This window comes from Pseudoalteromonas sp. NZS71_1, from assembly GCF_015864305.1.
GTDB classification, from domain to species: domain Bacteria; phylum Pseudomonadota; class Gammaproteobacteria; order Enterobacterales; family Alteromonadaceae; genus Pseudoalteromonas; species Pseudoalteromonas arctica.
Map to the genome: position 1 here is coordinate 264,777 of NZ_JADYXM010000003.1, position 23,941 is coordinate 288,717.

A 23,941-nucleotide genomic window follows, 5' to 3' on the forward strand; every position below is an offset into this window, starting at 1 on the left:
ATGAAATTTAAATTAAACAAAGTGTTAGCCTCTTTGCTTGGCTTAACAATAAGTATGTCGGTATTCGCTGAGGATATTGAGCTTTATGTAAATCATGATGTAGAGACAGACGAAAATCCAAGAGTGTTAATGATATTTGATACCTCTGGGAGTATGGCCTGGGATGTTGTAGATGGAGGCCAGTGTTATCGTCGATATCAAAATGGACAGTTTTATACATCAGATTGTTTTAAAAGTCAGACTTACTTTAGTTACACACAGCAATGTTACAAGTCTGTAAACGGATATGCACAAGCTGTTTGTGAAGATAGCCGCTTATTAGTAGCAAAAAACGCTGTTAGCCAACTTATTACCGATAATGATGATATTGATTTTGGTTTAATGAGATTTAGAGAAAGTTCAGGTGGCTATGTACTAGCAAGGCTTGGTGCTAACAAAAACACTTTACTTAATGAAGTTGACGATTTGCCTGCAAGTGGTGCAACTCCTTTAACTGAAACATTATGGGAGGCGTATAGGTATATTACTGGGCAAAGCCTTTATTATGGGTATGGTATTAACAGCAGAGATAAAGCAGCCGATGCTAATGGAACTTATAAGTCACCATTTAAAAAGGAATCAGGAGATCCTCTCAGGTGCGATAACTCAATTAATATTATTTTGATGACTGATGGAGACCCTACTAACGATGATGGTCGTGATGATCAGATTAAAAGTGTACATAATAATTTATTTAATGATTCAATCCCTTTTGTGAGCGGTGATTATTCTAATAGCTATTTAGTTGCTCTATCAAAAATAATACATGGAACAAATAATACAAAAGTAGATTTATACTCTGATACAAGTGATGTGCTAGATACTGGTAGAGTTTTTACCATTGGCTTTGGCACAGGAATGAGCGAGGGCGGTATCGACTTACTAGAGAAAGCTGCATCAGTTGGTGGAGGCCAGTACTTAGAGGCGCGAACTTCAGAAGCTTTATCTGAAGCATTAAAAAATACTATTTCAAGAATTAGAGAAGTAAATGATAGTTTTTCATCGCCTTCAGTTGCGAGTAATAATGTAGATCAAACTCGTAGCCGGGATGCTGTTTATTTTGCCATGTTTTACCCTGAAACCGGTGCTCGTTGGCGTGGAAACTTAAAAAAACTGAAAGTATCAGGGAATCAAATTGTTGATTCAAAAGGATTGTCGGCACTTGATGAGAATGGCTTAATTGACGAAAATGCAGAAACATTTTGGTTGCCAAGTGGGGAGCCAGCGGATGGTAACTTAGTTGCACAAGGTGGTGTGAACCTTCATTTAACGACATTAGATTCAGATAGCCGTAATTTATACACTGACAATCAGGGAGCTATAGTAAATTTTAATACCTCAGTTGTGAGTGATATTCTCAATTTAGTCGATAACAATCCGCTAAGCTTATCGAGTAATGATATCAAATGGGCAATGGGTATAGACGTTGATGATGAAGATGGCGATGGGTCTAGCGTTGACCAGCGCAAAGATATTTTTGGTGACCCTCTGCATTCTAAACCTGTTGCAATCGATTATGGTAATGATGATATTCGAGTTTTGATAGGAACTAATGCTGGCTTTTTACATATGTTTAAGGATTCAGATGATAGTGTAAGTGAAAGTTGGGCATTTATACCGTCTGCTTTATACAACATTATTGAACCTCTACGTGAAAATCAAGCCGATACGAAAGTATATGGTGTGGACGGTCCTATTAGTATTTATTTTGATAATAAAAACTTAAATAGTGATGGTTTAAATGACGGTATTATTGATGCGAGTGGCGACGATAAAGTGTGGGCTTTTGCGGGGATGCGTCGCGGTGGTAAAAATTACTACGGACTTGATATAACAAATCCGAACATACCGAAAAAATTATGGGACGCTCCAATCGAAGGTGGTAAAGGTGATTTTAAAGAGCTTGCACAAACCTGGTCAAAGCCACAAATAGCCTACATTAAAGCATTTGGGGATAAACCCTTATTAGTTTTTGGTGCTGGTTATGATACTAATAAAGACGCAGCTATCCGTAGTGAAGATAGTACAGGGCGAGGTATCTATATTGTTGAAGCCGAAACAGGTAAAAGAGTATGGGCATTAACACCCGATATTAATGGCTTTAAAGGTAAGCATAGTATTGCTGCAGATATAACCACGCTTGACTCAGATTATGATGGATATATAGACCGAATTTATGCGGCAGATACAGGTGGAGATATTTGGCGTATAGATATGCCTGGTAGTAATACTAGCGAGTTTAGCCACTTTAAATTAGCTGAGCTTGGTAGTAATAAAGCAACTGAGGACCGACGCTTTTTCTATAAACCACTCGTAGCACGTACAATTTATAGTAAAGTAAGCGAGTCAACAGTTAATGGTAGCACCGTTATAACACGCTTAGATACACCGTATGATGCGATAGTTATCGGCAGTGGTAATCGCTCAAAACCAACCGGCACCAATGAAAAAGATCAATTGTTTATGATCAGAGATGAAAATACGGTTACTAAATCGTATAAAACGAATGCACCAGATACTATTCTGCCTGCTGATTTGATGCAAATGAATTCAGACCCATTTGGCAATGCTCTAGATGACGTTGATGATTTTGTTGACTTAGAAGTAGACTTGGCTAAATTTAATGGCTGGAGATATGAGTTAGGAACGGGTGAAAAGTCGCTAGCTGCTGCCACAGTTGTTGGAGGTGTTGCCTATTTTACAAGCTTCACACCTGCATCAGATACATCGACTGAAAATCAATGTTCGCTAAGTGGTGGTGGTGGTTCTTTATACGCTTTTCACTTACATTACGGTACTAAGGTGTATGACGACCTTAAATTTACAACCAGCTATGATGTACCAGACACACCTCAGTTATACTTTGGTGAAAGCCCTTCATGTGTAGATGGTAATGGCGATGGTAAATGTGATGACGACCCAACAGTTGACGTAATACAAGAAAGTCAGTTTTATTTAATTGGGCCTGGTATTAAAGGTGAAAATGCGGAAAATCCAATGAAACCTGTAGAAATAAAAGGTCCTGGTTTAACTGTTGTCGATGGTAAAGTTGTGTTGGTTAATGACAATACAGTAGGGTTTGGCTTTAAAACCCAACAAACATATATCTATAAACGTGAAGAAAATGACGAAGTTAATAATTAAGGAAATTAGATGAAAAAACAACACGGGTTTACCTTAATTGAGCTGATGATAGCCGTTGCTATCGTCGGCATACTCGCTTCAATTGCGCTGCCTAACTATACTGAATATGTAAAGCGTGCTTCGCGCGCTGAAGCTGCTGCAGCATTGTTAGATGCTGCAAACAAGGAAGAGCAATATTTTGTCGATAATAGGGAATATACAGAGACATTTACTGATTTAGGATTGCAAAGTAAAACCGAAAATGGCCATTTTGAGCTATCCATAAAGGTAGTCGATAGCAATACCTTCACTATTACAGCTAAACCTATAGACGGTGCTGTAAAAGGCGATAATGATTGTAAAGAGCTTACAATTACTGACACAGGCCTCAAAGGTGCAAAAGGGTCTAAAGGAGACTCAGATGTTGACTATTGCTGGGGTCGATAGCCTAGATTACTTCTTCTGACACTTATCAGTTGATTTGATGCGAATTCTACCCGTTTGACTTACAGATAAAGCCAATCCTTCGAGATTGGCTTTATCGCTATTGGGGCAATATATAAAAGTCCCATTTTGAAAACCATTTAAAGAACCATCTGGACGAAATGTAATGGCGTTGCGCGGATACTCTAAAGTATCAGCATCATGAACATCCTCGAAAGTGCTTAAGAGTAACTCATCATCATCTAGAGTCGTTGATTTATCTTTGTCGATAAATAGTGACATTTGACCATCCCACTCGTCCTTTGTGCATTGACTGCCTTTTAGTGCGCAAAGCGTGACGTAAGTACCATTTTCAATTGCGTAAAGACGGCCATAATTTATATTTCGGTGTAGTAGATTCACATGGTTATCTAATCGGTTTTTAGCCAAGAAGTCTGGATAAAACCACATCGATAATTGACTGATTACACTGACAACAGCAATTGAAACCATTAATTCAAGAAGTGTCACTCCCTTGTTTTTTGATATTGATAATCTCATCCTTGAAGACCTGAGTTAATAAATGATTAACTCAGTCTAGTAAATGATACAAATATGACAAGATTAATTTGTATGTTTTTTAACCGCAAGTCTGAGCTGTATCACCAGTATAAAAAGAAGTACCAGATTGAGATACTGTTAAAGCTTTGTTATTTTCATTATCACTATTAGGGCAATAGATAAAGTCTCCCGGATTTGTTGTAATACGACCACTGGTATTAAAACGAAGACTTGTCTCGTTACCACTATAACTAAGGCTATCAGTTGCAGGAATATCCTCTATAACTCTCAACAAGGCATCGTTAGCTACGTTATAACTTCCATTGTTATCAGCATCAACAAAAACAACAATGATTTTATTCGTGTCCCATTCTGGTTCACATTCAAACTCATCTTTAGCTTGTTTAATAGCGCCTTCTTGTGCGGGACATAAAATAACTATTTCATCCGTACTTGCCGCTTGAGAGCGTGCATAAGTAATGCTTCTTTTTAATTCCAACAAAAAATTCTCAGCTCTATTTTCTTCTAGCATATCGCTGCTATTCCAGATCGCAATGGATGCAATGATCCCAACGATAGCAACGGTTACCATGAGTTCTAAAAGAGTGAATCCGTTTTGTTTATTTTTCATATTAATCTCATTTACTGCTAGTCATTTAAGTATCGCTATTTTTATACAATAAATTATACCATGATCGGTTGTTTTATCACCGTAATTCAATCGCTTTGTTTGCTATGAGCATCATGATTGTCTAAAATCGAGGCAACTGGAGCTTTCAAAAGTAATTAATATGAAAAAAATAGAAGCAATTATCAAACCTTTTAAGTTAGACGATGTGCGTGAAGCATTGTCTGATGTAGGTATTACAGGTATGACGGTAAGCGAAGTTAAAGGCTTTGGACGTCAAAAAGGTCACACTGAGTTATATCGTGGCGCAGAGTATATGGTTGATTTTTTACCTAAAGTAAAACTTGATATTGTATTGACTGATGAAGATGTAGACCGTGCAATTGAAGTTATTGTAAAAACGGCACAAACAGGAAAAATCGGTGACGGTAAAATATTTGTCACTGATGTTGAGCGTGTAATACGTATTCGTACTGCTGAGGAAGATGAAGAGGCGATTTAAGATTTTCTTCTACGCAGTAAAAAGGCGCTTACTAAGCGCCTTTTTGTTTATTTAGTTCTTTTATTTAGTCTTCGTGTTTGCTTTGCGTGCTCACTAAGCTCAGTTAAACCTAATTGGTCGTAACTTTTTTCCATCATTTCAAGCGCGGGATCTAAGTAACTGCTTTGTGAGTAGTGTTCAACAACAAACTTACCTCTATTAGCAGCAGCTAAATAAGCTTCACGCTCATAATAGTAAGTGGCTACTTTTAATTCATAACGTGCCATACGGTTTAAAAGCCATACTAAACGACGCTTAGCTTCAGGCGCGTAATCACTTTTCGGAAAGCGTTTTACTAGTGTCGATAAATCGGTAAATGCAACACGTGTACGGTTAGCATCACGGTCGGCTCTATCTACACCAAAGTACTCTTGGAACGCATTTTTATCTGCTTTAATGTTTACTAAACCACGCATGTAATACATGTAATCTAGGTCTTTATGGTTTGGATTTAAGCGGATAAAGCGGTCAATGGTTGCAAGTGCTTGTTCAGTATTACCTGATTGGTAATGTGCATACACTAAGTCCATTTGTACTTGTTTAGAGAATGGGCCAAACGGGTAGCGAGAATCTATTGCACTCAAAAGTTCAATTGCGCGAGCATATAAACCAGAATCTAGTGTTTCTTTTGCATCTTCATATAAAGCGTGTGCAGATTTATTCGGTACACGTTGAATGTCTTCTTGGTCTGGAGCAGACGAACAAGCGCCTAAACTAAGTACAGAAACTGAAAAAACAATGGCAAATGCACGTTTCCCTATTTTATTTATCATTTTATTTGTTACCTTCGATGTCTTCGGCTAGGCCAAGTCGGTAAAACCGAGTAAACTATGCGTATTATATTATGCTTTTATTAAAAGCGATTCTAACCCAGTCGAGCAAAGCTTGCACTGGTAAATTGGGTAAAGTTACTAATGTCAGAGCAAATTTCTCTTCAAGCCGACGTTCCAACCGAATTAGGTGGTAAACGTCTAGACCAAGTATTAGCACAATTGTTCCCTGATTATTCACGTTCTCGTATAAAAACGTGGATATTGGATGATAAAATCACCGTAGACGGTGAAATTTTCAACACTCCACGCGAAAAGCTACTAGGTGGTGAAGTTGTAAGTGTTGAAACAACAATTGAAGCACCACGCGAATACGAAGCACAAGATATCAAATTAAACATTGTTTATGAAGACGATGATATTTTGGTAATTAATAAACCAATGGGCCTAGTGGTTCACCCTGGTGCGGGTAACCCTAATGGAACAGTGCTAAACGCATTACTACATTACTACCCTGAAATAATTAACGTACCACGCGCGGGTATTGTGCATCGTTTAGATAAAGACACGACCGGTTTAATGGTTGTAGCTAAAACGATTCCAGCACAAACGCATTTAGTAACAGCGCTACAAAAGCGTGAAAACTTCACGCGTGAATATGAAGCACTGTGTAATGGTACTATGACCGCAGGTGGTATGGTTGAAAAAGCGATTGGCCGCCATCCGACTCAGCGTACGCATATGGCAGTACATGAACTGGGTAAACCGGCAATTACACATTACCGTGTTGCTGAGAAATTCCGTGCTCATACTCGTTTACGTTTGCGCTTAGAAACAGGTCGTACTCACCAGATTCGTGTGCATATGGCACATTTAAATCACCCGCTAATTGGCGATCAATCTTATGGCGGCCGTCCGCGTCCACCTAAAGGCGCAACACCTGAGTTGTTTGAGTTACTTCGTAGCTTTAGACGCCAAGCACTACATGCTGTAAAATTGAGTATTGCGCACCCAATCACGGGTGAAATGATGACATGGCAAGCACCTATCCCAGATGATATGGTTGCTATGACACTCGCATTACGTGAAGATACCAAAGCTAATCCTGATATCGATAGATAATGCACTTATTGTCAGCGACATGGCAAAACCTTCATAAAGTGGGAACGTTAAGTACTACTTGTGGAGGTGGTGTTTCAAAAATCCCATTTAAAAGTTTTAATTTGGGATTCCATGTTGGTGATAATCAAAATCATGTATCAAAAAATCGCTCATTATTAACAAATCTCCTACCTAAACCTGCCGTGTGGCTAAATCAAGTTCATAGCTCTAATGTTGTTATTGTTGATGAACATTTTGATTTTGATGAGTTACACGATGCTGATGCGCTTTATACTCAGTTATTAAATCAGCCTTTGGCTATAATGACCGCCGATTGTTTACCTATTTTATTAGTCAGTGATGATGAAAAGGAAGTTGCAGCTATACATGGCGGCTGGCGAGGGCTTGAGCAGGGAATTATTAAAAATACTTTGGAATGTTTTAGCTCAAAGTGTGAAAATATAAATGCGTGGCTAGGGCCTGCAATTGGGCCAACTCGATTTGAGGTTGGGGCTGAAGTGTTTGAGTTATTTCAAAAAAGGTCCCCTTTATTTATTCACGCATTTACACTACAAACTAATGGTAAATATCTTGCTGATATCTATGGTATCGCGCGTACTTTACTTACCCAGCAAGGCGTTAAAAATATTACGGGTGGCGACTACTGCACAGTCTCTCAAAGTGACTTATTTTTTTCTTATCGACGAGATGGACAAACTGGACGTATGGCTAGTTTGATCTGGCGCAAGTAATTCACATCTTTAATCATTATATTTCCCCCTACACCTTGAACAAACACCTAAACATACCCATTAATTAAGCAATTAGATTATTTAATAGGTAACACCATGCGTTTAGATAGATTTACAAGTAAATTTCAATCTGCGCTTTCTGATGCGCAATCGCTAGCCCTTGGTCGCGATCATCAATTTATTGAACCCGTACATTTAATGTATTCATTGCTAAAGCAAAGTGGCTCTAGTGTACGTGCATTATTTGCACAAACGGGTGTCAGCGCTGACGAACTCAACACCAAGCTTTCACAAGAAATAGAAAAATTATTTAAAGTAGAAGGTGTAGGTGGCGACGTCCAGCTATCAAACAATATGGCATCACTTATTAATCTATGTGATAAGTACGCGCAAAAACGCAAAGACAAATATATTTCAAGTGAATTATTTGTACTGGCGGCATGCGATGATAAAGGTCCACTTGGCGATATATTTAGGTCGTTAAATATTACCGCAACTAAAATTGAAACTGCAATTAAAGCGATTCGCGGCGGTCAAAAAGTTGATGACCCAAATGCCGAAGAAACACGTCAAGCGCTTGAAAAATTCACGATTGATCTAACTGAGCGAGCAGAGCAAGGTAAGCTTGACCCCGTTATTGGTCGCGATGACGAAATTCGCCGCACGATTCAGGTACTACAACGTCGTACTAAAAATAATCCTGTATTAATCGGTGAACCAGGTGTTGGTAAAACAGCAATTGCCGAGGGGTTAGCACAGCGTATTATTAATGGTGAAGTACCTGAAGGATTAAAAAATAAACGCGTACTATCACTTGATTTAGGGGCGTTAGTTGCGGGTGCTAAATACCGTGGCGAATTTGAAGAACGTTTAAAATCAGTATTAAACGAATTGGCTAAAGAAGAAGGCCAAGTCATTTTATTTATTGATGAAATACATACTATTGTAGGTGCAGGAAAAAGTGACGGCGCCATGGATGCAGGTAATATGTTAAAGCCAGCATTAGCACGCGGTGAATTACACTGTGTTGGCGCAACCACGCTTGATGAATACCGTAAATATATAGAAAAAGACGCAGCTCTTGAGCGTCGATTCCAAAAGGTACTTATTGAAGAGCCATCTGTTGAAGATACCATTGCAATATTACGTGGCTTAAAAGAGCGATATGAGTTACATCATTCAGTAGAAATTACTGATCCCGCGATTGTTGCTGCGGCGCAGTTATCTCATCGTTACATTAGCGATCGTCAGTTACCCGATAAAGCGATTGATTTAATAGATGAAGCGGGTTCTTCAATTCGATTACAAATTGATTCAAAACCAGAGTCATTAGATAAACTCGAACGTCGTATTATTCAATTAAAACTTGAAGATAACGCACTAGCGAAAGAAAAAGACGAAGCCAGTCAAAAACGTCGAGCTGAAATGCAAGAATTGATCACCGACCTTGACGGCCAATACCGCGAGCTAGACGAGATATGGAATGCTGAAAAAGCATCACTTCAAGGCACGCAAGTAATTAAAGCCGAGCTTGAACAAGCAAGATTAGATTTAGATGTAGCGCGAAGAGCAAGTGATTTACAGCGTATGTCAGAGCTGCAATATGGGCGAATTCCAGAACTTGAACGAAAACTTGATTTAGCCTCACAAGCCGAAATGCAAGAAATGACTCTGCTTAAAAACCAAGTAGGTGAGGATGAAATTGCTGAAATACTGTCTCGCTGGACAGGAATTCCTGTTGCAAGAATGCTACAAGGTGAGCGTGAAAAGCTGCTGCAAATGGAAGATAAGTTACACAGTAAAGTAATAGGGCAAGATGAAGCGGTTGTTGCTGTTTCTAACGCAATACGACGCTCACGTGCCGGGCTTGCAGATCCTAATCGTCCTATTGGTTCTTTCTTATTTTTAGGTCCAACTGGTGTGGGTAAAACCGAGCTGACAAAAGCACTGGCTGGTTTTATGTTTGATACCGAAGATGCCATGGTGCGTATCGACATGTCTGAGTTTATGGAAAAACATTCAGTTGCACGTCTAGTAGGGGCTCCTCCAGGTTACGTGGGTTACGAAGAGGGCGGTTATTTAACAGAAGCTGTTCGTCGTAAACCTTACTCAGTGATATTGCTTGATGAAATAGAAAAGGCACATCCGGATGTGTTTAATATTTTACTGCAAGTATTAGATGATGGCCGATTAACTGACGGGCAGGGTAGAACCGTTGATTTTAAAAATACCGTTATTATCATGACCTCAAATCTAGGCTCAGATATTATCCAAGAGCAAGCGGGTAATAATGATTACACGACCCTTAAAGCTAAAGTAATGGAAGTATTAATTAATGAGTTTAGGCCTGAATTTATTAACCGTATAGACGAGACTGTCGTGTTCCACCCGTTAGCAAACGAGCATATAAAAGAAATAGCTGATATTCAGTTAATGAAATTACGTGAGCGTTTAACTGAGATGGGATATCTGCTTGAAATAAGCGATGCTGCTCTTGAGCGAATTGCAGAAAGTGGGTTTGATCCTGTGTACGGTGCACGTCCGCTTAAGCGTGCTATTCAACAAACGATTGAAAACCCGCTGGCACAAAAGTTACTCAATGGAGACTACTTACCAGGTTGCGTGATCGTTATTGATGCAAATGACGACTCTCTGGTATTTTCCAAGCGTTAATTGTAAATAATTAAACTCAAAAGCCGCTAAAATAGCGGCTTTTTTATGTTTGTTAAACTTTAAAAGTTAGTAATAAATCGTTCACCCTACGTGAACCTTCAACAAGTTCAGCTGCTCCTTTTGCCACATTAAAGCTTAAGCTTAAGTTGTTATCTCCAAAGTCTTTAATTTGCGAAACATTATTACTAATATCATTACTAACCATTTGTTGCTCTTCTGCAGCAGATGATATTTGTATTGCTAAATGAGATATTTCACTGATTTGGATAAAAATCCCCTCTAATTCAACTTGAGTTTTATCGGTTGTCAGCACACAATTATCGGCTTGTGCTTTAGTGCTTTGCATTACTTTAGACCAGCTAAATAAAGTATCTTGTATTTCTTTAATAGAACTGTGGATTTGTGTTGTAGCATTTTGAGTACGTGACGAAAGGGTCCTTACCTCGTCGGCTACTACAGCAAAGCCTCGACCATGCTCTCCCGCTCTAGCTGCTTCAATCGCTGCATTAAGGGCAAGTAAGTTAGTTTGATCGGCAATTCCCTCTATTTCACTCATTACTTTACCAATCTTATCTGCTTCAGAGGCTAAGCTGGTGGCTGTGGTTGCAGCCTTTTCTACTTGAAAAGCTAAATCAGATACCATTTTACTATTATCTGCAATATGGTCTTTTATTTCAGAGCAACTTTGATGGGTGTTATTCACTTTATCAGCTGTTTGAGCGGTATTTACTGATATTTCACCAATGGTAGAGCTCATTTGAGTCATCGCTGATGCAATTTGTTCTAAACGCTCACCTTGCGAAGAAATGCCTTTTTCAGTAAGCGTTGATTGTTTATCTAGATCAGTCGCGATCCCATTAAAGCTTAATGTGGAATCTTTCATACGGCCAAGAACCGTGCGCAATTTTGCGCTTAGCATTTGCTCTCTATAATCACTTACGCTATGCGGTGTGTGGCCGCTGTAAATATAGCGAGAGATTGAATCGGCTTTTGCTTTTTGTTCGCGTAATATTTTAGGGGTAACAAGCAGTTCGTCATAATTTAGCCCAATAACCAAAGCGCAAATAAATAGGCTAATTGCAGCTATAGAGATTGATCCCGTAACAGCAATAAAAATCAGCCAAAGTAATAGGCATACAAAAGTAATACTTTGTCTTATCCCAGTGTGCTCCCGCAGATTAAATAATGACTTATTGGTATTTATTTTGTCGTAAAGGTTTTGTGCGCGTTGTTTAAGTTGAGAGCTCGCTTTGGTTCTTACTGATTGATAACCAACAAGTCGGTTATGCTCAAAAATAGGAGTTACAAAGGCATCTACCCAATAATAACGGCCATCTTTACAGCGGTTTTTAACCATACCGCGCCACGAGTGTTCTTGTTTTAATGTTGCCCACATTTCTTTAAAGGCCGCTTTTGGCATATCAGGGTGACGAACAATATTATGATGCTGACCGATAAGCTCTTGTGCGCTATAACCTGCTACAGAGCAAAACTCTTGATTGACGTATGTTATTACACCTTTGAGGTCGGTAGTAGAAACAAGCTCTTGTGACTCATCAAAGTATACTTCTTCATTTTTTAAGCTTTTATCATTGTGCATTATGTTTATTATCATCCTTTATTGTTGCTGTCATTATATTGGTTACACACTACAAAGCAAAAAATAGCGTCTTTCCTTTTATGCTCATAAGGCAAATAATTGTTTTTATTGATCTAGATCAAATTTAAATATCGAGTAGCTAAATTGAACTCATTTTAAATAAGTTCCGGTCTATTATTTTAGGCTTATATTTTGCGTATTTAATTTATACTTAAATACGCATTTAAAGCATTTGTATAATGCCCAGAGCAATGGCAATATTACGACTTAATATAATGATGTTGGTCATATCAAACGCATGTATAGAGTGGGTAAATAATTATTAACTTAGAAAAATTATATTGTTCTAGCAATTTATACCAGTTGCATTAAATAAGTGATCAATTATAGCGCTAAGAAAATAGCACAATAACAAGGCGAAAATTATGACATATAGTTGTTCTATATGAATAATTTTTAACGCAGTGAGTGCGCTATTTAATGCGATAGAATGATCATATTTTCAATAAAATTGGTATTAATCTTGAGTCTAAGTAATTAGCCCCCATAACCTTATGATTAAGCCACGTGGCCCGAGGAAAGATTTTTTGACAACACATGATTTAGCTAACGCACTTGAAGCGTTATCAGTAAATGAGCACCAACATGCAGTTAAAGGCATTAAACGTGGCATAGAGCGAGAGTCGCTAAGAATACAAGATAATGGTGCAATATCACCTCAAGGTCACCCAAAAGGTGTGGGCAGTGCGTTAACTAACGGCCATATCACAACTGATTTTTCTGAGTCTTTACTTGAATTTATTACTCCAGTTAGTGAATCGTCAACGCAAACGCTTAAGCAATTAAAAGACCTTCAAAAGTTCACTCTAGAAAAAATGGGCGATGAACTACTTTGGCCCATTAGCATGCCGTGTTTTATTGAGCACCAAGACGATATAGTGCTAGCTCAGTTTGGTAGTTCAAATACTGGTCAAATGAAAACACTATACCGTGAAGGATTAAAAAATCGCTACGGTAGTATGATGCAAGCAATTGCAGGTGTTCACTTTAATATTTCATTCCCAGATACGCTTTGGCAGTCACTTCATTCGTTACAAAAAAGCAATGCAAGCCTTCAAGATTTTATTTCAGAAGGCTACTTATCGCTTATTCGTAACTTTAAACGCGAACTATGGCTAATAAGTTACATGTTTGGCGCATCGCCAGCATTGTGTAACTCATTTTTGCAAGGTCGAAAAACTGACTTACCATTTAAAAAACTAGGTAAAGGCACGCTTTACTTAGAAGTTGGTACAGCACTGCGTTTAGGTAATTTAGGCTATACAAATAGCGCTCAGTCGTCACTACGCGTAATGTATAACTCGTTAGATGAATATGTAGCGGGCCTTAAAAAAGCAATCAACACACCATCAGAAATTTATGGTGATCTTGATGACTACAAGAGTGAAAACCCTAAGCAGTTAAATAAAAATATTCTGCAGATTGAAAACGAATTTTACTCGCCAATTCGTCCTAAGCGCAATGCGAAAAGTGGCGAAACGCCAACGGATGCATTGCTTCGAGCAGGCATTGAATACGTAGAAATTCGCGCATTAGACGTTAACCCGTTTAGCGAAGTTGGTATTGATATTGAGCAAATTCACTTTTTAGATGTGTTTTTAACGTATTGTTTATTAAAAGATTCAGCTCCAATGGATTGGAAAGAACAAGCACGTAGTACTGAAAATCTCGACACAGTAGTAAACCAAGGTCGAGAAGAAGGGCTAATGCTTAACTTTAATAACACACAGCGTAGCCTTCAGTCGTGGGGCGATGAAATATTTACCCAGCTTACAGATGTCGCTAAATGGATGGATAATGCTTATGGTGTTAACTATTACTCAGATACTATAAAGCGCATGGCAACGTGGATACATAATCCAGAGCTTACTTACTCTGGACGTTACGTGTCACAATTAAAAGAGTCTGGTTTAGACAACGGCCACTTTGCACTAGCATTGGCTAGTAAATATAAGCAAAGCCACGCAGATACTGACTACAGCGAGTTTTTAAAGCCTTGGCTGGAACAACAAGTTGTAGAGTCTAACGAAGCACAAGCTGCAATTGAGCAAGCAGATACCCAGTCATTTACCGCGTTTTTAGATGCGTATTTTGACGGTAAATAACCTTGGTATTTAGCAACATTTAAGCAAAAAAAACGCAGCCTAAGTTGGCTGCGTAAATATATTCAGGGATGAATTAATGCTGTACTGCTGCATTCATTGAGTCAGACCCACACTTTATAAAAAAGTTCTGTGAGATCTTAGAAAAATGAAAAAAAATGCAATTATCCTATCTCTCGCCATTACTTTAGCCGGTTGTGCTACAGCACCTCCAAAGCAACCTAACGATTTATGTAAAATCTTTGAAGAAAAGCCAGATTGGTATTTCGACGCAAAAGATGCACAAGAAAAATGGGGTTCTCCCAAGCATGTACTCATGAGTATGATGTACCAAGAAAGCTCATTTAAGCATGATGCCGCTCCGCCTATGGAGTACTTCTTATGGATAATTCCTACCGGTCGCGCAAGTGATGCCTATGGTTACTCGCAAGCTAAAACACCAACATGGTCTGATTATATTCGTGAAACAGGCAACAACGGTGCTGATAGAGACGACTTTGACGATGCAATCGACTTTATGGCGTGGTTTGTTTATAAAACGCATAAAGTAAATAAAATATCTAAATGGGATGCTTACGCACAATACCTTAATTATCATGAAGGTTGGGGTGGGTATAAGCGTGGCACGTACAAAAAGAAAAAGTGGCTAATGGGTGTTGCGAACAAAGTTAAGCACAGAGCGAGCCGTTATGGTGCGCAATTAAAACACTGCGAAGAAGAGCTTGATAAAGGTTGGTTTGAACGTCTTATATTTGGCTAGATAGTTATTAATGGATATAAAAAAGGAGCCAATTGGCTCCTTTTTTATTTAGCGAGAACGCTTATTCGGCAGTATCTTCACTTGTTTTATCATATTTTCTTTAACTTCGAGTACTTCAATAGGATATCCCGCGATACGCAAACTAATATTTGCATCAGGAATATTCTCCAAGTATTCAACAATTAAACCACTCAAAGTTTTAGGTCCATCGAGCGGGAAATCCCAACCCATTTCTTTATTTAAATCGCGTACGTTAGCGCCGCCATCCACAATACATGAGCCATCAGTTTGTGTTTCTACTTCTTCGCTCGGCGTACGAGTTTGCGTAGTTGTGAAATCGCCAACAACTTCTTCTAAAATATCTTCTAGGGTCACTAGGCCTTGGATGTCGCCATACTCATCTACCACTAAGCCTATGCGTTCTTTAGATTGCTGAAACTTTAATAGCTGAGTATTTAGTGAGGTTCCTTCAGGGATAAAGTAAATTTCACGTACAGCTCGTAGCAAAGATGGTTTATCAAATTGCTCTTTTGTAAGTAGACGAAGCGCATCACGTGAGTGAATAAAACCTACTGCATCATCTATATTATCGCGATACAACAACACACGAGTATGTTGTGCATGGGTAAGTTGGCGACTAATTAGCTTCCAATCGTCATTAATATCAATGGCCACAATTTCGTTTCGTGGGATCATAATATCTTCAACGGTTACTTGTTCTAAATCTAAAATTGAAGTCAGCATACTTTGATGACGAGCAGGAATAAGTGCGCCTGACTCATTGAGTACTGTTTTTAATTCTTCTTTACTCATGCTGTGTTCGTCGATTTGTGCGGCACTAATACCAAATAATCGCAATATTCCGTTGGTCATCCAGTTAATAACAACCACAAAAGGGAACATTATTTTAAGTAGCCCTTTTAAAATAATAGAGCTTGGAAAGGCAACTTTTTCAGGATAAAGAGCAGCAAGGGTTTTAGGGGTTACTTCAGCAAATATAAGCACGACTAAAGTTAACACACCTGTAGCTATTGCAATACCGAGGTCACCGTAAAGGCGAATACCTATAATGGTTGCAACTTGGGCTGCTGCAATATTAACAAGGTTATTACCGATTAAGATTAAACCGATGAGCCTATCTGGACGGCTAAGTAATTTACTGACTCGTTTAGCTGCACGATGATCCTCTTTAGCAAGGTGTCGCAGGCGTATACGATTGATTGACATAATTCCGGTTTCTGAACCAGAAAAATAAGCAGAAAAAAGCACCAAAAAACCTAAAATGATAAATAGGGTACTTGTCGATATGTCGTCCAACGATGGATCCTTTTCTTATAAATCAATGCGTATTAAGCTAGAGTGAGCAAGCAGAGTCAAGTTAAAACTTATTTAGTATCACTTCTTGTATGAAACGGCTGCCAAAATAAGCGAGTGTGAGGACAAATGCAGCGACCATGATTGTAATAACCACCGGTTTACCGCGCCAACCCTTTTTCATATGCCCGATAGCTACAACGGCAAAAATAGCCCACGCAACTAACGATAATATTGTTTTATGAATGAACTCTTTAGCGAACATTCCATCAAGAAATACGAACCCTGAAAGTAATGCAAATGTGAGTAATATAGTGCCTAAATTAAGAAGTTGGTAAAGCTGGCGCTCCACAACCATTAAAGGCGGAAGATGGCTATGCACAATTGCTAAATCTTTACGTTTTAAACGTTTATCAATAAAGTAAAACTGTACACCATATAAAGTAGCGATAATTAAAATACAGTAGGCTAACAAAGATAAAGAGATGTGCGTTACTAAACCCACCTCAATATTAATACTTTGCAATAAAATATGATGAGGTATAAATAAACTGGCAATGGTTAGTAAGGCACCAAAACCATAAACAACGGGCAACAATAAAGTAGCAGGGAATTTTAGCGAGACAGTCGTCACCGAGACCACAATCACCCAGCACGTCAAAAGAGCGACGTTTACGATACTTAAATCTTGACCGTCGGCTCTAAAAACAGAGTTAACTAACAGCAGCATGTGCGCCACTATAGCAACCGTGCTTAAAATAACGGTTACTTTTTGGCTTGGGCCTTGTTGATGAAACAGGCGTGAAAGCACGTGAGACGTTGCTAACACATAAAATAAACTGGCAATAATAGTTAAACTAATAATCAGCATTGTGCTTGGGCCACTTAATTTGAGACAAAATAATCCTTGTTGTTATATAGCCATTGTATTTTATAGCAAAGCAAATGCATAGACCTTAAAAAAAGAAACTCATCAAGGTACACTTGAACACTATATTGTAAGACGCCATATACGGTATACTACTTTTAATTGAAACTTAATAAGTCAATCTAGGTTAATTGAAAAATCAAATTAATCGTAAAATTTAAATGGATTGATATAAACGTCTTATCGGAACCGTTACATGTTTGAGAACCTCCAAGAACGATTAGGTAAAACCTTAAAAAATATCAGTGGCCGTGGCCGTCTGACGGAAGACAACATAAAAGACACACTTCGCGAAGTGCGTATGGCATTTTTAGAAGCCGATGTGGCATTGCCTGTTGTTCGCGACTTTGTAAAACAAGTTAAAGAACGTGCAGTTGGGGTTGAAGTTACAAAAAGCTTAAGCCCAGGCCAAGTATTTATAAAAATAGTGCGTGAAGAACTAGAAAAAGCAATGGGCGAGGCTAATGAAGAGCTAAGTCTAAATGCGCAACCGCCAGCCGTTGTAATGGTAGCGGGTCTACAAGGTGCGGGTAAAACCACCAGTGTAGCTAAGCTTGCTAAGTTTTTAAAAGAGCGAAAAAAGAAATCAGTACTTGTAGTAAGTGCCGATGTTTATCGCCCTGCGGCTATTAAACAGCTAGAAACGCTTGCAGCAGAAGTTGATGTTGATTTCTTCCCAAGTGATATTTCACAAAAGCCAGTTGATATTGCAACCGCTGCAATTTCTCATGCTAAAAAGAAATTTATAGATGTAGTACTTGTTGATACTGCAGGTCGTCTACATGTTGATAGCAACATGATGGATGAAATTAAAGATCTTCATAAAGCAATCAATCCAATTGAAACCTTGTTCGTTGTTGATGCAATGACAGGTCAAGATGCGGCGAATACAGCTAAAGCATTCGACGAAGCATTACCACTTACCGGTGTTATATTAACAAAAACCGATGGTGATGCGCGTGGTGGTGCTGCTTTATCTATTCGTCACATCACTGGCAAGCCTATTAAGTTTATGGGTGTGGGTGAGCGCACTGACGCACTTGAACCTTTCCACCCAGACCGTATAGCGTCGCGTATTTTAGGTATGGGTGACGTACTTTCATTAATCGAAGAAGTCGAGATGAAAGTAGATAAAGAGCAAGCTGCTAGAGTTGCTGAAAAAGTATTTAAAGGCGCAGGTTTTACTCTTGATGATTTTGCTGACCAATTAAAGCAAATGAAAAGCATGGGTGGCATGATGTCAATGCTTGATAAGCTCCCTGGTATGTCTAACTTACCAGATGCTGTTAAAGGTCAAATGGGTGATAAAACATTTATCCAAATGGAAGCTATTATTAGCTCTATGACTAAAAAAGAGCGTGCGCGCCCAGAAATCATTAAAGGTTCGCGTAAAAAACGCATAGCAGCTGGCTCTGGTACACAAGTGCAAGAGATTAATAAGTTGCTTAAGCAGTTTACGCAAATGCAAAAAATGATGAAAAAAATGAAAGGTAAAGGCGGCATGACTAAAATGATGCGCGGTATGAAAGGCATGTTACCACCTGGAATGATGGGCGGCGGCGGTCCTAAATTTTAAAAAGTACCATTAAGTTACTTTTTAAAATAATAGCGAATCATATTTAAAGGAGCAAATAGCTCCTTTTTTGTTGAATAAATTATGCATGTAATACACCTTTAACTCTTATTTGTCGTTGAGATCACGGTTTAACCTACTAAACTGCCTTTTTGGTTCACTTCTTACTTGCGTTATTGCCAAAAACTCGTACAATTCCCCAGCTCCCCATTCTGGGGAGTAAATCTTATTAATGAAAACAGTCAATCTTTATAGAGGACGGTATGGTAACTATTCGTTTGCAACGTGGTGGCGCTAAAAAACGCCCTTTCTATCAAATTGTGGTTGCGGATAGCCGTTTCTCGCGTGACGGTCGCTTCATCGAGAAAGTAGGCTTTTTTAACCCAATTGCTTCAGGTCAAGAAGAAAAAATTCGTTTAGATTTACCACGTGTTGAACACTGGGTAGGTCAGGGCGCATCTCTTTCAGATCGCGTAGCTAAGTTAGTAAAAGACGCTCGTAAAGCGGCTTAATAGGCGTAAGTGTAACCATGAGTCAAGAGAACACCTCATCAATAATTGTCGTAGGAAAGCTCGGTGCCCCATATGGTATAAAGGGCTGGCTTAAGGTACATTCATTTACTGATGATCCCGTAGGGATCTTCGATTTCAGCCCGTGGTTGATAGGGCAGCAAGGTAAATGGCAGTCCTTAGAAGTGGTCGACTGGCGTCGCCACAACAAAGGCTTTATCGCTAAATTTGCGCAGGTAAACGACCGAGACGAAGCAATGGCTTATACCCATGCAGAAATCTCAATGGATGCAGCGCATTTACCAGAACTCCCGCAAGGTGAGTTCTATTGGCGAGATCTCATTGGCATGTCTGTTGTAACCGATAAAGGTTATAGCTTAGGCATTGTTGATGACCTGATGGAGACAGGGTCAAATGACGTACTGGTTGTTAAAGCAAACAGTAAAGACGCATTTGGTCAAGCTGAGCGTTTGATTCCTTTTTTAACTGATTCAGTTATTAAAGAAGTTAAATACGACGCAAGAGAAATTACCGTAGACTGGGATCCTGGTTTTTAATGACGCAAACTAGTTCATTATGGGTAGGGGTGATAAGCCTTTTTCCAGACATGTTTGACGCTATTACAGACCAAGGTGTTACCGGTCGCGCAGTAAAAAATGGCTTAATTGATTTTAACTGCTGGAATCCGCGAGACTACGCTTTAGATAAGCATAGAACCGTAGATGACCGTCCTTACGGGGGCGGACCTGGTATGTTAATGATGGTTGAGCCATTAAAAAAAGCGATTGCCGAAGCTAAAAAAGCAGCTGGTGATGGTGCTAAAGTAATTTATATGTCCCCGCAAGGGCGCAAACTTGATCAGCAAGGTGCTAGCGAACTCGCTAACTCTAAAAAACTGATTTTGATTGCCGGTCGCTATGAAGGTATAGATGAGAGAATAATAGAATCATATGTTGACGAAGAATGGTCAATTGGTGATTTTATTTTGAGTGGTGGTGAACTACCTGCCATGACATTAATTGACGCAGTAGCGCGATTAGTGCCAGGTGTGTTAGGTCATAATCAGTCAGCAGAACAAGATTCGTTTTCGGATGGCTTGTTAGATTGTCCACACTATACACGACCAGAAACATTGGACGACAAACAGGTTCCTGCTGTATTACTCAGTGGTAACCACCAAGAGATAGCAAAATGGCGGCTTATGCAGTCATTAGGCAGAACTTGGTTACGACGTCCTGACTTGTTGCATAACCTAGCTCTGACTGAGGAGCAAGCGGTATTACTCGCGAAATTTCAGCAAGAGTACCAAAAAGCTTGTGGCTAGAAGACAGTTACACCTAGGAAAGTGAGAAACATAATGGCAAAAGTAAACCAAAATATTATTAAAGCGCTTGAAGATGAGCAGCTTAAAACAGACGTACCTGCATTTGGCCCTGGTGATACAGTGGTTGTACAGGTAAAAGTAAAAGAAGGTGCTAAAGAGCGTCTACAGGCCTTTGAAGGTGTTGTAATCGCTAAGCGTAATCGTGGTCTTCACTCAGCATTCACAGTTCGTAAAATCTCGAACGGTGAAGGCGTTGAGCGTGTATTCCAAACGCACAGCCCTCTTATTGATAGCGTAACAGTTAAGCGTCGCGGTGCAGTTCGCCGTGCTAAGCTTTACTATCTACGTGAGCGTTCTGGTAAATCTGCACGTATTAGAGAAAAACTTAACTAATACGCGCTGTTTATCAACGCAAAAAAACGGGTTGCATCCTTCGGGTTGCAACCCGTTTTGGTTTTAGAATATTATTTTCTCAATTCTCAATTCTCAATTCTCAATTCTCAATTCTCAATTCTTAATTCTCAATTCCTCATTAGTAAAATTTCCGCTTTAGCCTTTTCTCAGTTAGCTGATCCTGTTAGTATTTATCGTATTGATTAGTTTACTTTTATGTAAATTTATATTTACGTTATTTGGTTTTTTAAGGTGGGACGAACGTGGCTGACATAAGTGATTTAGCACAGCTAAGAGAAGGTATAGATGAATGCGATGCACAACTTGTTGCCTTACTCGCTAAACGTAATGGTATTACGCAAAAAATTGGTGAGATAAAACAACAAACAGGCGCACCTTTACATGCACCTGCCCGTGAAGCAGAGCTATTAGCGGCAAGACGACAAGAAGCAATAAATCAAAATGTAAGCCCAGATCTCGTTGAAGATATACTAAGACGTATGATGCGAGAAGCCTATCAAAACCAACAAGCAAAACTTGCATGCGCAGCGCCAGAGCTTTCGCCAATTGTAATTGTGGGTGGTCAAGGCGCCATGGGCCAGTTATTTGCACAGCAGTTTATTCGCTCAGGTTACGAAGTTAAAATCTTAGATAAAGATCAGCAAAACGATGCTAAAAGTATTTTAAAAGGTGCCAAGCTGGTAATGATTAGCGTACCTATTAATGCATTGGACGCTGTCGTTGCTAAGTTACCTAAACTAGATGAAGACTGTTTACTAGTTGATATTACATCGGTAAAGCAATCGCCTATTAAAGCACTAAAAGCTGCGCACAGTGGCCCTGTGGTTGGTTTACATCCTATGTTTGGGCCTGATATATCACACTGGGTAAAACAAACAGTTGTTGTATGTGAAGGGCGAGAACACCAAGCGGCAAAAGGTTTGTTACAGCAGTTACAAGTATGGGGTTGTCAGCTTGTTGAGCTTGATGCTAAAAAGCATGATGAAGCAATGCAAATTATTCAGGTAATGCGCCATTTAACGACATTTGTGTACGGACAATTTTTAGCAAAACAAAGTCATACACTAGAAGAATTACGTAGCTGCTCGTCACCTATATATCAATTAGAACTGATGATGGTAGGGCGTTTATTTGCGCAGTCGCCTGAGCTTTACTCAGATATTATGCTAGCACAATTCGATGATGTAGAAACCTTACTTGCACAGTACCAAGATACTTTTGCAAGTACATTAGCAAAATTAAAAGCGGGAGATAAAGCCGCGCTTATTGATTCTTTTGCTGAGGCGAAAGTTTACTTTTCTGACTCGACAGAACACTTTTTAACGCAAAGCAGAAGCTTATTAAATAAAGCGAATGATTCAAAAGTTTTAGATTAATATTTGTTATACCGTTTGCTTAAGTATGGGGATTTAATTCGTTAAATTGCTAAAATATTTATGCAGACTGGTACTAGTTAACGAAAAAGGGCCGATATCGGCCCTTTTTTGATTTGTAAAATTGCTTATTAAGTATTAACGCTTACTGCCTGTAGTGACTCGCTTTGGTAGCATCCTAAAATACGTACATATTGGGTGTGCTCTTTAAGTTCTTCTAGCGCTTCTTTTACTTGGCTTTCAGCTAAGTTTGCTTCTAGGTCAACATAAAAAACTTCTTCCCACGGATTGCCCGGAGTAGGGCGAGATTCAAGTTTTACTAAATTAATCTTATGCTGCTTGAAAATCATTAACGCATCGGCTAGTGAGCCCGCTTGTTGTTTTGTCGACATGATCAAACTAGTTTTAGTTGGAATTTGGTTAGACACTTGTAGAGGCTTACGTGCAACAACAATAAAGCGACTATGGTTTTCGCTTTGATTAGCTAGGTTTGATTTAATAACCTCAAGCCCGACATTTTTCCCCGCTTGTGCAGAGCCAATTGCAGCACTGTATGGAGTGTTCAGAGCTGATTGTAGCGCGCTTGATGTTGAGTCACATGTTTCGTGTTGTAAATCACCTAAGCCCTGTAAAAAACGGCTGCACTGCGCAAATGGTTGTGGGTGTGCAAATATTTTTGTTAGTTGGCTAAGTTCAGTATCAGGGTTGGCGAGTAAGCAATGCTCTACACTGTGAGTTACTTCTCCAACAATAGATACTTGCGCGTGCTGTAATAAGTCAAACACCTCGTTAATACTGCCAGAGCTTGTGTTTTCAATGGGTAATAAACCAAAATCAGCTTGTCCGTTTTCTACTTTACCTGTTATTTCGTCAAACGATGTACAGCCAATTTCAACTAATTTACCCGGGCGGCGGCTAAAATATTTATGGCATGCTAGTTGGCTATAAGAACCCTGACCACCTAAGTAAGTTACACGGTGTGTTTCACTAAGGGCATCTGGATTCAGGTTTTTTTGTAGCATTGCTTGTTGGTGTAAAACTGAGTCTTCCAAAATAGTTTGAAAAACATTATTCACGTAGTAAGCATCCAAACCTAGTGATTTACCATAACCAATCAGTTTCTCTAAAAGTGCGAGTTCACGTGCTTCATCGCGAATTGGCTTGTTGTTAGCAATTTTATACTCAACCACACCGTGGCTAATACGACGACGTTTAGCTAATAACACGAGTAAATCGGAGTCTATTTCATTTATATCGTGTCTTAGTGCATTTAATACATCATTTGTCATTTTGGTATCCTCATTCCAAAAGTAGGCTGTTATTACACAGCAAAAACAAAAAAGCCTCCCGGTTGGGAGGCTTTACTATTCGAT

General features: G+C 39.1%; 21 protein-coding genes and 1 other annotated feature (1 of these 22 running past the window's edge). Of the genes, 14 read left to right on the top strand and 7 right to left on the bottom strand.

Translation table 11 applies throughout. From position 1 onward, the window contains the following. Together I6F43_RS06515 and I6F43_RS06520 are read left to right on the top strand one after the other, a co-directional pair. On the top strand, positions 1–3,183 hold the full coding sequence (locus I6F43_RS06515; RefSeq protein WP_197101535.1) for a pilus assembly protein: 3,183 nt from the start codon (positions 1–3) through the stop codon (positions 3,181–3,183). A gap of 9 nt (positions 3,184–3,192) precedes the next feature. Next, entirely contained in the window at positions 3,193–3,609 is a 417-nt protein-coding gene (locus I6F43_RS06520) for a type IV pilin protein (RefSeq protein ID WP_024607276.1), read from the top strand. Between the two features lie 6 nt (positions 3,610–3,615). On the opposite strand, the gene I6F43_RS06525 is transcribed toward I6F43_RS06520, so the two are convergent. Then, entirely contained in the window at positions 3,616–4,146 is a 531-nt protein-coding gene (locus I6F43_RS06525) for a GspH/FimT family pseudopilin (protein ID WP_024589415.1), read from the bottom strand. Positions 4,147–4,225: 79 nt separating this feature from the next. Next, positions 4,226–4,777 (bottom strand): GspH/FimT family pseudopilin, encoded by a 552-nt coding sequence (locus I6F43_RS06530; RefSeq protein WP_121954429.1) that lies wholly within the window; start codon positions 4,775–4,777, stop codon positions 4,226–4,228. 160 nt (positions 4,778–4,937) lie between these two features. Here I6F43_RS06530 and glnB point away from each other — a divergent pair, with 160 nt between their 5' ends. Then, a complete protein-coding gene (gene glnB / locus I6F43_RS06535) occupies positions 4,938–5,276 on the top strand; it encodes a nitrogen regulatory protein P-II (protein ID WP_002962211.1) in 339 nt (112 codons plus the stop codon). A gap of 47 nt (positions 5,277–5,323) precedes the next feature. On the opposite strand, the gene I6F43_RS06540 is transcribed toward glnB, so the two are convergent. Further along, positions 5,324–6,088, bottom strand: a complete 765-nt coding sequence (locus tag I6F43_RS06540; protein ID WP_007581382.1) for an outer membrane protein assembly factor BamD — start codon at positions 6,086–6,088, stop codon at positions 5,324–5,326. A gap of 141 nt (positions 6,089–6,229) precedes the next feature. On the opposite strand from I6F43_RS06540, the gene rluD reads away from it, so the two are divergent. From rluD to clpB, 3 genes are all read left to right on the top strand, one after another. Then, positions 6,230–7,207, top strand: coding sequence for a 23S rRNA pseudouridine(1911/1915/1917) synthase RluD (gene rluD, locus I6F43_RS06545; protein ID WP_007581384.1), 978 nt, complete (start codon positions 6,230–6,232; stop codon positions 7,205–7,207). Continuing rightward, positions 7,207–7,938: a peptidoglycan editing factor PgeF gene (pgeF, locus tag I6F43_RS06550; RefSeq protein ID WP_197101537.1), complete on the top strand. Its 732-nt coding sequence runs from the start codon at positions 7,207–7,209 to the stop codon at positions 7,936–7,938. Before rluD ends, pgeF begins: the two co-directional genes overlap by 1 nt. 96 nt (positions 7,939–8,034) lie before the next feature. Beyond that, positions 8,035–10,611, top strand: coding sequence for an ATP-dependent chaperone ClpB (gene clpB / locus I6F43_RS06555; protein ID WP_101164058.1), 2,577 nt, complete (start codon positions 8,035–8,037; stop codon positions 10,609–10,611). Between the two features lie 52 nt (positions 10,612–10,663). Here clpB and I6F43_RS06560 read toward each other — a convergent pair whose 3' ends face one another. After that, a complete protein-coding gene (locus I6F43_RS06560; protein WP_197101539.1) occupies positions 10,664–12,211 on the bottom strand; it encodes a methyl-accepting chemotaxis protein in 1,548 nt (515 codons plus the stop codon). Between the two features lie 587 nt (positions 12,212–12,798). Here I6F43_RS06560 and gshA point away from each other — a divergent pair. Both gshA and I6F43_RS06570 read left to right on the top strand, forming a co-directional pair. Beyond that, positions 12,799–14,376 carry a glutamate--cysteine ligase gene (gshA, locus tag I6F43_RS06565; RefSeq protein ID WP_010554628.1) on the top strand — a complete coding sequence of 526 codons (1,578 nt, stop codon included), beginning with the start codon at positions 12,799–12,801 and terminating at the stop codon, positions 14,374–14,376. A 145-nt stretch (positions 14,377–14,521) separates the two neighbouring features. Then, on the top strand, positions 14,522–15,133 hold the full coding sequence (locus I6F43_RS06570) for a transglycosylase SLT domain-containing protein (protein WP_010554629.1): 612 nt from the start codon (positions 14,522–14,524) through the stop codon (positions 15,131–15,133). 48 nt (positions 15,134–15,181) lie between these two features. Here I6F43_RS06570 and I6F43_RS06575 read toward each other — a convergent pair whose 3' ends face one another. Beyond that, positions 15,182–16,450 (bottom strand): HlyC/CorC family transporter, encoded by a 1,269-nt coding sequence (locus I6F43_RS06575; protein WP_007581396.1) that lies wholly within the window; start codon positions 16,448–16,450, stop codon positions 15,182–15,184. A gap of 61 nt (positions 16,451–16,511) precedes the next feature. Beyond that, positions 16,512–17,318: a cytochrome C assembly family protein gene (locus I6F43_RS06580; protein ID WP_007581398.1), complete on the bottom strand. Its 807-nt coding sequence runs from the start codon at positions 17,316–17,318 to the stop codon at positions 16,512–16,514. 253 nt (positions 17,319–17,571) lie between these two features. Between I6F43_RS06580 and ffh the strand changes: the two genes are divergently transcribed. The 6 genes from ffh to tyrA all read left to right on the top strand — a co-directional run bounded on the left by ffh (position 17,572) and on the right by tyrA (position 22,571). Next, a complete protein-coding gene (gene ffh, locus I6F43_RS06585) occupies positions 17,572–18,951 on the top strand; it encodes a signal recognition particle protein (protein ID WP_007581399.1) in 1,380 nt (459 codons plus the stop codon). Between the two features lie 260 nt (positions 18,952–19,211). Next, on the top strand, positions 19,212–19,460 hold the full coding sequence (gene rpsP, locus I6F43_RS06590; protein ID WP_002962192.1) for a 30S ribosomal protein S16: 249 nt from the start codon (positions 19,212–19,214) through the stop codon (positions 19,458–19,460). A 17-nt stretch (positions 19,461–19,477) separates the two neighbouring features. Further along, entirely contained in the window at positions 19,478–20,014 is a 537-nt protein-coding gene (rimM, locus tag I6F43_RS06595) for a ribosome maturation factor RimM (protein ID WP_010554631.1), read from the top strand. After that, the gene (trmD, locus tag I6F43_RS06600; protein WP_007581405.1) at positions 20,014–20,781 is read left to right on the top strand and encodes a tRNA (guanosine(37)-N1)-methyltransferase TrmD; all 768 of its coding nucleotides are present in this window, start codon (positions 20,014–20,016) and stop codon (positions 20,779–20,781) included. The genes rimM and trmD overlap by 1 nt, the downstream gene beginning before the upstream one ends. Before the next feature lie 33 nt (positions 20,782–20,814). After that, on the top strand, positions 20,815–21,174 hold the full coding sequence (gene rplS, locus I6F43_RS06605) for a 50S ribosomal protein L19 (protein ID WP_007581406.1): 360 nt from the start codon (positions 20,815–20,817) through the stop codon (positions 21,172–21,174). A gap of 263 nt (positions 21,175–21,437) precedes the next feature. Continuing rightward, complete coding sequence (tyrA, locus tag I6F43_RS06610) at positions 21,438–22,571, top strand: bifunctional chorismate mutase/prephenate dehydrogenase (protein ID WP_010554632.1); 1,134 nt, start codon at positions 21,438–21,440, stop codon at positions 22,569–22,571. A gap of 128 nt (positions 22,572–22,699) precedes the next feature. Here the strand turns inward: tyrA and I6F43_RS06615 are convergent, their stop codons facing one another. Beyond that, positions 22,700–23,857, bottom strand: a complete 1,158-nt coding sequence (locus I6F43_RS06615) for a chorismate mutase (protein WP_007581410.1) — start codon at positions 23,855–23,857, stop codon at positions 22,700–22,702. 44 nt (positions 23,858–23,901) lie between these two features. Next, positions 23,902–23,941 (bottom strand) — a sequence feature (Phe leader region); it runs 78 nt beyond the window's last position.